The sequence below is a fragment of the Acidimicrobiia bacterium genome, assembly GCA_035471805.1.
Taxonomy (GTDB): domain Bacteria; phylum Actinomycetota; class Acidimicrobiia; order Spongiisociales; family JAHEDJ01; genus JAHEDJ01.
This window is the reverse complement of record DATIPS010000037.1, coordinates 1-7,907: the sequence shown is the minus strand read 5'-3', so window position 1 is coordinate 7,907 and position 7,907 is coordinate 1. Positions and strand designations below refer to the sequence as shown.

The window sequence follows — 7,907 nt, the reverse complement described above, 5'->3', positions numbered from 1 at the left end:
TCAACTAGCCGGCGGTCTCCGGCTCCCGTTACCCTTCGGCCATGGCCCCGGTGTTGCTGCTCCATTGGAACTGGTCTGAGGTCATCGGAATGGCGGCCGAGCTCGAGCAGATGGGCTGGGACGTCATCACCGAGTCCGACGACGGGGTGCGTGCCGTGGCGATGGCCCTCGAGCATCCTCCGTTGGCGGTGGTCATCTCACTGGAGGCTGCGCCGAACCGCGCTCGCGATGTGGCCCTGGCACTGGGCGATGATCCGGAGGGGCGCCGGATTCCCGTTCTGTTCACCGGCGGAGATGAGCGGGGCCGGAGGAAGATCAGACGGGCAATAGCGGATCCCATGATCATCTCGTGGTCCGACCTTCCCGAATCCCTCGGACGACTCAACTCCCGGACGGAGGAGTAGTTTCGAACGATGGACGGCACCGGAGCGATGATCACTGCGTTTCTCGTGGCGGCAGGCTTGGGCGCCGTCATCGGGCTCGAGCGGCAGACCGCCCACGACGGCGATCCCGACGAGTATGCCGGCGCGCGGACGTTCGCTCTCTATGCCATCCTCGGCGCGCTGGGCGGGTTCGCCGCCGAAGAATACGGTCCTGTTGCGTGGCTGTTCTGGGCGGTCGCGGCGCTCGCTCTCATCATCGTGTCGTACGTCTTCACGTTCAGGGCCACCGGCGACTGGGGTACGACCACCGAAGCCGCTTCCGTGATCAGTTTCGGTGTGGGTGCTCTGGTGTGGGCCGACGAGATAGTGGTTGCGCTGGCTTTGACGGTTGGGACCATAACTCTGCTCTGGGCCAAGGCCCCGTTGCACAGGATGGCCGGGAGATTCTCCGACGAGGATGTCAGGGCTGCGGTTCAGTTCGGCGTGATCACCGCCATAATCCTCCCGCTCCTGCCGGATGATTCATTCGGGCCCTTCGATGCGTTCAATCCCCGGGAGATCTGGCTCATGGTCGTTCTCGTCTCCGCGGTCGGCCTGGCCGGTTACCTGGCCATGCGTATCAAGGGCAGTGGAGGACTCGTGTTTACCGGCCTGGTCGGAGGGCTGATCTCGTCCACGGCGGTGACTCTCGGGTTCTCCCGGATGTCGCGGGGTGAGCCGGCCCTTCGCCACTCCCTTCAGGCCGGGATCCTCGGCGCCTCCGGCCTCATGTATTTCCGCGTGCTCGCCCTCGCCTTCGTCGTCGCGCCGGCCATGGCGGAGAGCCTTGCTGCACCGCTCATCGGCCTCGGCCTCTTCGTGCTGTCCGCGTCGGTCTGGGCGTGGATACGGTCCAGCCGAGAGGCAGGCTCCGTGGATTCAATCGAGATCAAGAATCCGCTGACTCTGTCGGTGGCTCTTCAATTCGGGGCCCTGTATGCAGGGGTCGTCTTCATCGCCAAGCTGCTCCTCGACCGGTTCTCGGCGTCCGCGCTCAACGTGGTGGGCGCATTGTCGGGTATCAACGATGTCGACGCGATCAACCTGTCCATGGCCAACCTCGTGAACGACGGCCTCGGGGCAGCCGACGGGGCCCGCGCGGTTCTCCTGGCGGTTGCCACCAATACGCTGGTCAAGGCCTCCCTGGTCGCAGGGGTGGGCGATCGCAAGTCGTTGCGAACGGTGATCGGCGTCCTGGGTGCGGCTGCAGGCGGCGCCGTGGCGGTCTGGCTGGTGCTGTAGACGGGCACGGGTACTATTCCGCCCGATGCAAGTGCACGAACTCCTCTCGTCCCTCGTGCCGGAGGGCAAGGCGGCCCGATGGGATCCGGTCGGACTGCAGATAGGAGATCCGGCGGCCGAGGTGAAGAGTGTGGCGGTGTGCCACGAGGTGACCGAGGTCGTCGTTGACCGGGTGGTCGCCGATCCGCCCGACCTGCTCGTGACCTACCACCCGCTCCTGTTTCGCCCCACCACTGCCTTGATCGCAGGCACCTCACCCGGTGGACGTGCGCTGCGGCTGGCGAGGGCGGGCGTCGACCTGGCGGTCGTCCACACTGCTTTCGACGTCGCAGCCGGCGGCGCCGCCGATGCACTTGCCGAATCGGTGGGCGTCGGATCGGGGCGCGGTTTCGGCCCTCTGGAAGGCCCGGCCGGCGTCAAGATCGTCACTTTCGTTCCGCCGGCCGGTGTGGATGAGGTCTTCTCTGCGATGTCTGCGGCGGGTGCCGGAAGAATCGGTCGCTACCACGGTTGCTCATACAGGTCCGAGGGTGTCGGAACGTTCAATCCTTCGAGCCGCACTTCACCCTGGGCGGGCGCCAGAGGCGTGCTGAACGAGGAACCCGAGGTTCGTCTGGAAATGGCGGTATCGGCCGCCCGTGCTGACGCCGTGATCGCCGCGCTCGTCGCAGCCCACCCCTATGAGGAGCCTGCCTACGACCTGCTGTCCGCCCGTTCCAATGAAGGCTTCGTGGGCCGAGTCGGCACGCTGGCCGAGCCGGTCGATCTGGCATCGCTGGCCCGGATCGTCGAATCGAAGCTGGACTCGGGCATGGTTCGGATTGCGGGCGACCAGGACGGGCCGGTTTCGGTCGTCGCCGTCGTTCCGGGGTCGGGTGGCGGCCTCATCGGGGCTGCGGCCGCCGTTGGTGCCGATGTCATCGTCACCGGCGACGTCGCTCATCACCAGGCGGTCGACGCCCTGGACAGGGGTATTGCCGTCATCGATGCGGGACATGCCCCAACCGAGCGCCCCGGTATGGATCGGCTGTACGCTGCAGTGGCAGACTTGGCGGTCGAGGCGAGAGATCTCACAAAACTGAACACCAACCCATGGGGACGTCGATGAAAGATTTGCAGAGTTTCGGTGATTTGCTCGATCTTCAGGATGTGGATCTCGACATCGACCGGCTTCTCCACAACAGAGGAACTCTGCCGATACTCGACGGCTACAAGACCGCCCACGGGGCGACGGTGGCGGCCAGAGGCGAGTTCGAGAAACTCGATGCCGAGCTGAAACTGGCCTCGCGTGATCTGGACAAGGCCGAGGGTGAGCTGGAGATCCTCGAGGAGAAGCTGGGACGTGAAGAGAAGCGACTCTTCGCAGGCGGTATGAGCGCTCGGGAGACCGAGAACATGCGCAACGAAGTGGTTTCCCTGCGTGCGAAGCAAAGCGAGATGGAGGATCTCGTGCTCGGGTTGATCGACGCACGCGAAGGCCTGGAGAAGCGAGCCGGCGCGGCCGGTGCCCGACACGAAGAGTTGAAAGCAGTCGAGGCCGGGTTGGAGGCTGAGGTTGCGCAGGCGTGGAAGAAGATCGATGCCGAACTCGCCAGGCGGGAAGCCAGCAAGGCGGAGATCGTTCCCCTTATCCCGCCCGATTTCCTCGACATGTACGAACGTCTGCGCGCTGCCAAGCAGGGAGTGGCGATAAGCCGCCTCGTCGACGGCGTATGCGGCGGATGCCATCTGGCGCTCTCGGCCGCCGAACAACTCGAAGTGGCCGCAGAGGATCCACCCCTGTGCCTGCACTGCCGTCGAATCCTCGTTCTATGAGCAGGAGATTCGTCATCTACACGGATGGTGCTTCGCGCGGGAATCCCGGCCCGTCTTCTATTGGAGCCGCCATCTACTTCGAGGCCCCGGAAGGTCTCGAGGAGGTCGCCAGTATCAGCGAGCCGATCGGTCACACGACGAACAACGTTGCGGAGTACAAAGCCGTGATCGCCGGACTGGAACTCGTCGGAATGTTCGACCCCGACGATGTGCTCGTCCGTGCAGACTCTCAACTCCTGGTTCGACAACTCGACGGGCAATACAGGGTGAAGGCGCCCAATCTCAAACCGCTCTATGAAGAGGTCCGGAGGCTGGTCGAAGCGTTGCCGAGTGTTGACTTCGAACACGTGCGACGCGAAGCCAACACGCGAGCCGACGGTCTTGCCAACGAGGCACTCGATCGGCCGTGATCTTCTGGCACGTCGGCGGGACGATCCTGGCCTTTCGCTACGTATTCAGGGATCCGGACGTCGATCTTCGCTTCCTGGCGCTCGGATCGGTACTCCCGGATCTCCTCGACAAGCCGATCGGAACGATCTTCTTCGCCGACACCTTCGCGTCGGGTCAGATATTCGGGCACTCGCTGCTGTTCGCTTCGCTGCTCATGGTGATCGTGCTGCTGATGACCCGGCGCGGTGTCCGGCGCAAGAGAATGATGGCGCTGGCGGTGGGGGCTCTGTTCCATCTCGCCCTGGATGCCATGTGGGCGGTCAAGGAGACCTTCCTGTGGCCTGCGTTCGGGTGGGGTTTCCCGCCGGGACCGGATTTCTATTGGACCGGTTTCCTGGATCGGGTCGTGTCCGATCCGTGGCGGCTCGTTCAGGAGATCGCCGGCCTCCTGTATCTGCTGTATCTGTGGCGAAAGGCGGAACTCGGGGATCCAGCCCGTCGTTCGGCACTGTGGAAGTCGGGAACGATTCAGGTCTGAGCTCTGCGGGTCTTGGCGGCCATTCGGATCGAAACGATCATCAGTAGACCGACGAAAAGCCTGCGCAGCAGTTCGGGGGCCAGGTCCAAAGCCAGTTCCGCGCCGAGTAGCCCGCCGGCGATTCCGCCCAATGCGACGGCGGCGGCCAGCATCCAGTCCACCCTTCCGCGCCGGGCATGGCGGAGTGAGGCAACGAGGGTGGTCGGCACGATCGCTGCCAGGGAGGTTCCCTGGGCCAGGTGCTGTTCGAGCCCGAACAGCACCACGAGTGCAGGAACGAAGACAACGCCTCCGCCGACTCCCAGCAGCGCGGCGAGCACGCCCGCGGCCAATCCGGTCAGTATCAACAGCAGCGTGCCGAGCGGGCCGGTCGGGGTGAGGATGGCACCGGGGTCGACCTCTGAGAGCATCAGAAGTCGCAAGCCCGCCACGACCGTGATCAGGAGAAACGCCCGGGCCAGCGTGACCTCGTCGACCCGTCCCATCAACCAGGCGCCGAGGAACGCACCTGCGATGGCACCTATCACCAGAGATCCTGCGGTCGCCCAATCGATAGAACTGTCGAGCGCGAACGGTACGACGGCAGCAGCTGCAATGGGAACGATGGCGGTCACCGACGTCGCGTGGGCACGATGTTGAGCCATCTTGAATAGGAGGACCAGGCCCGGCACGGCAACCAGCCCTCCGCCTATGCCGAACAGGCCACCGGTCAGACCGGCGATCAGGCCGAGAAGAGCAGCCAGCAGGCCGATTCGCACGACAGTCCTTGCTAGGGGATGCGCAGTGTAGGGGGGCTCGCCGCCCGGCTAGGGTGTCGGTTCGTGAATCGATCAATCGCCGTCGTGCTCCTGGTTGCCGTGGTCGTCGCCGCCTGTGGATCCGATCCGGCGGCCGTCACGACGACTACGACTCACCCTGTGCTTCCCGAACGCCCCGAGTTGGCGGTCGATCAAATGGTGGCGGCGTTGATGCGAAAGGACGTGGAAGCGATCCGGCGTCTCACCTCGGACAGTCAGCTCGCCATCATCGTGGCGCTCGAGGGGGGAGGAACCGAGGAACTCGCCTCGATGCTGGACCTCGGGGTGCCCGTCGAAGTTGCCGAAAACTTCTGGATGTCGTTCATAGAAGGCTTCCCGGAGCTCGTAGGGGAATCGATCGAGGACATAGAGTTCCGCACTTCGATCCCTCAGCGGGTGCGCGAGATCGAGTTCGTCTCCTATCCGGTGGCCTTTCAGACGGCGCCTGCCGGTGCCGAATGGTTCGTCCGTTCGACCGAATACGGCTGGCAGGTGGATCTCCTGGCCACATTCGGCGGCCCTTTTGCCTCCGCGTTGGAGTCTCTCATCCGGCGAACCACAGATCCGGCCGTGGTGGCCATGATCAAGGATGAGGTGGCGAGCATCGAAGCCGCCTACCTGCGCCAGGTCGAGCGGCGCAACAGCGAGCGCGTCAAGAATGCCCTGGAGGGCTTGCTCGAGCTGCTGTCGGGCTAGGAGTCCGTCCCGGCCTCTGCGGCATAGTCTGCCGCTTCGACTTCGGCCGCGAATCCATCGAGGTCGGCGACCGTCGGTTCCCGGCCCCAGACTTCGAACCCGTCCAGAAGGTCCTCGTACTTCTTGCGCTGCTCGTCTGTGACGACGACCCGGACCGGAATCTCCAGGGGGACGATCTCTTTGTACTTCTGCAGCACCTCCCGGATAACCGGGTCGTCGAGGTCGAACTGAAACACGACACCGTGTGCATCCTCGAGGTGCTCGCAATGAGCTCCTTCGAGAACCGGGCACGGGTGAGACTCACCGGGACCGTGGCATACCGACGTGGGGTGACCGGTCGCGCCCATGAAGCTCTCCGCGAAGGCGCCGTAGCTGGGATCGCGGACATCTATGAGGATCTCGCCTTTGTCCTTCATCGCACCTCTTTTCCGTTTCGCCGCAAGGATAGTTGCGCGGGTGGAATCACCGTGCGCGCAGCTCGGGCAGGACTTCCCTGCCGAGGAGTTCGATCAGGCCTTCTTGATCACGCGAGGCCATCTGAAACGTGACCACGTCCGCTTTGACTTCCTCCACCAGCGGCAGATAGGAAGCAATGATCTCGGCCGGTTCGTACGCGAGTTTGTAGCGGCCGATGACGTCCTCACGGGGCATGAGATCGGCCCGCTCGCGCAGGTCGGCCGGATCGACCGCCTCCAACCGGCCGGGCGCCCGCAGTCCTCGCCAGGGTCGCAGGACTTCCCAGGCCTCATCCTCATCGCGAGCGTGCAGCGTCCAGCGCGTCGCCAGCACCGTTCTTGCATCTCGCGCAGCAAGTTTGAGCGGTTCGATGACGTTCGCCTTGGTCTCGTCGGGGTCCTTCACGGATGTGATCACCCCGTCGGCGAGCTCGGCGGCGAGCGTCGCGGACTTCGGCCCGCCGGCCGCCAGAAAGATCGGAACACGGTGAAGCGGTGGGCTGTATAGCTTGGCCCTGTCGGTCGAGTAGAACTCGCCGTCGAAAGTCAGCTTCTCCCCGTCGAGCAGGCATCTCATGATCTGGAGAGCCTCTCTCATGCGCGCCGCGCGCTCGGCGTAGTTGGGGAACGGATAACCGAGTGGACCTTCGTTGAGGTTCTCTCCGGTCCCGACTCCGAGGTTGAATCGCCCGCCGGACAAACGGTCGAGTGTCGCAGCAGCCTGCGCCACGATCGCCGGGTGGAAGCGAAACAGGGGAGTCGTGACTGCGGTTGTGAACTCTATTCGCTCGGTTGCCTCGGCCATGGCCCCGATGGTCGAGAACGCGAACCCGGATGCCGAGTGGTCGTCGACCCACGGGTGGAAGTGTTCGGACACCATGACCATGTCGAAGCCGGCCGCCTCGGCCAGGCGGGCGTGCTCAACGAGTTGCTCGGGATGCCATTGCTCGTGACCGCAGAAGTAGGCAAAGCGGGTCATGGTCTCTCCTTCCCGCGCTCGGGGTCTGGCGTCGCGGTTGGCTCAACGGTACACGGTGCAGAGGTCTCATCTGAACGTGTCGCCTATCGAGTTCCCTCGATCGGAAACGGGTTTCGTCTTCGTATACGGGTTCAGATCGACAAAATGCGGCAATATGCGAAGCATGTCAAGATTGTTCGAGAAAGTTGTTGACAAGATCGTGCTGTTCGAATATCATCGAACTAGATCACGAAAGACGCACACACAATGACTGTTACAAACCCCCCCAAGATCAGAGACCTCACCCGACCGGCTCCAAAGGGCCTGGAAGTCGAAGTCGCTTCGCATCCGGCTACCGATCTGTTGTTGACGCTCATGGCCTTTGATTGGGATGACCTGACGGATTACGACCTGGGCCAGGCCTGGTTCGATGATCTCAAGGCGATGGTCACCGAGGACACCCGGCGAGCGCTCGAGGCGACCACGCTCAAGAATTACAAGCTCTGGTCGGGCTTCATCAGCCTCGTGGCCGCCGGACCCGATGGCGAGACGATCCCCGAGTTTCTCCTGCGACTCGATGGAACCGGAGCAGTG

At 63.8% G+C, this 7,907-nt stretch carries 11 protein-coding genes; 8 read left to right on the top strand and 3 right to left on the bottom strand.

The window, feature by feature from the left end:
* Positions 1–41 precede the first annotated feature (41 nt).
* The 6 genes from VLT15_08165 to VLT15_08140 are packed head-to-tail and all read left to right on the top strand — an operon-like array spanning position 42 to position 4,407.
* Positions 42–404, top strand: a complete 363-nt coding sequence (locus tag VLT15_08165) for a hypothetical protein (GenBank protein ID HSR45189.1) — start codon at positions 42–44, stop codon at positions 402–404.
* A gap of 9 nt (positions 405–413) precedes the next feature.
* On the top strand, positions 414–1,664 hold the full coding sequence (locus VLT15_08160; GenBank protein ID HSR45188.1) for an MgtC/SapB family protein: 1,251 nt from the start codon (positions 414–416) through the stop codon (positions 1,662–1,664).
* Positions 1,665–1,689: 25 nt separating this feature from the next.
* Complete coding sequence (locus VLT15_08155) at positions 1,690–2,772, top strand: Nif3-like dinuclear metal center hexameric protein (protein ID HSR45187.1); 1,083 nt, start codon at positions 1,690–1,692, stop codon at positions 2,770–2,772.
* Complete coding sequence (locus tag VLT15_08150; GenBank protein HSR45186.1) at positions 2,769–3,479, top strand: C4-type zinc ribbon domain-containing protein; 711 nt, start codon at positions 2,769–2,771, stop codon at positions 3,477–3,479. The genes VLT15_08155 and VLT15_08150 overlap by 4 nt, the downstream gene beginning before the upstream one ends.
* A complete protein-coding gene (locus VLT15_08145) occupies positions 3,476–3,889 on the top strand; it encodes a ribonuclease HI family protein (GenBank protein HSR45185.1) in 414 nt (137 codons plus the stop codon). Before VLT15_08150 ends, VLT15_08145 begins: the two co-directional genes overlap by 4 nt.
* On the top strand, positions 3,886–4,407 hold the full coding sequence (locus VLT15_08140) for a metal-dependent hydrolase (GenBank protein HSR45184.1): 522 nt from the start codon (positions 3,886–3,888) through the stop codon (positions 4,405–4,407). Before VLT15_08145 ends, VLT15_08140 begins: the two co-directional genes overlap by 4 nt.
* Here VLT15_08140 and VLT15_08135 read toward each other — a convergent pair.
* Positions 4,398–5,165: a sulfite exporter TauE/SafE family protein gene (locus VLT15_08135; GenBank protein HSR45183.1), complete on the bottom strand. Its 768-nt coding sequence runs from the start codon at positions 5,163–5,165 to the stop codon at positions 4,398–4,400. The two genes, VLT15_08140 and VLT15_08135, sit on opposite strands and share 10 nt — an antisense overlap.
* Before the next feature lie 63 nt (positions 5,166–5,228).
* Between VLT15_08135 and VLT15_08130 the strand changes: the two genes are divergently transcribed.
* Positions 5,229–5,900, top strand: a complete 672-nt coding sequence (locus tag VLT15_08130) for a hypothetical protein (protein HSR45182.1) — start codon at positions 5,229–5,231, stop codon at positions 5,898–5,900.
* On the opposite strand, the gene VLT15_08125 is transcribed toward VLT15_08130, so the two are convergent.
* Both VLT15_08125 and VLT15_08120 read right to left on the bottom strand, forming a co-directional pair.
* Complete coding sequence (locus VLT15_08125; protein HSR45181.1) at positions 5,897–6,316, bottom strand: hypothetical protein; 420 nt, start codon at positions 6,314–6,316, stop codon at positions 5,897–5,899. The genes VLT15_08130 and VLT15_08125 overlap by 4 nt on opposite strands.
* A gap of 46 nt (positions 6,317–6,362) precedes the next feature.
* Positions 6,363–7,334: a TIGR03557 family F420-dependent LLM class oxidoreductase gene (locus VLT15_08120; GenBank protein ID HSR45180.1), complete on the bottom strand. Its 972-nt coding sequence runs from the start codon at positions 7,332–7,334 to the stop codon at positions 6,363–6,365.
* A 246-nt stretch (positions 7,335–7,580) separates the two neighbouring features.
* Between VLT15_08120 and VLT15_08115 the strand changes: the two genes are divergently transcribed.
* Positions 7,581–7,907: hypothetical protein (locus VLT15_08115; protein HSR45179.1), on the top strand; the 327-nt coding region annotated here is incomplete at its 3' end.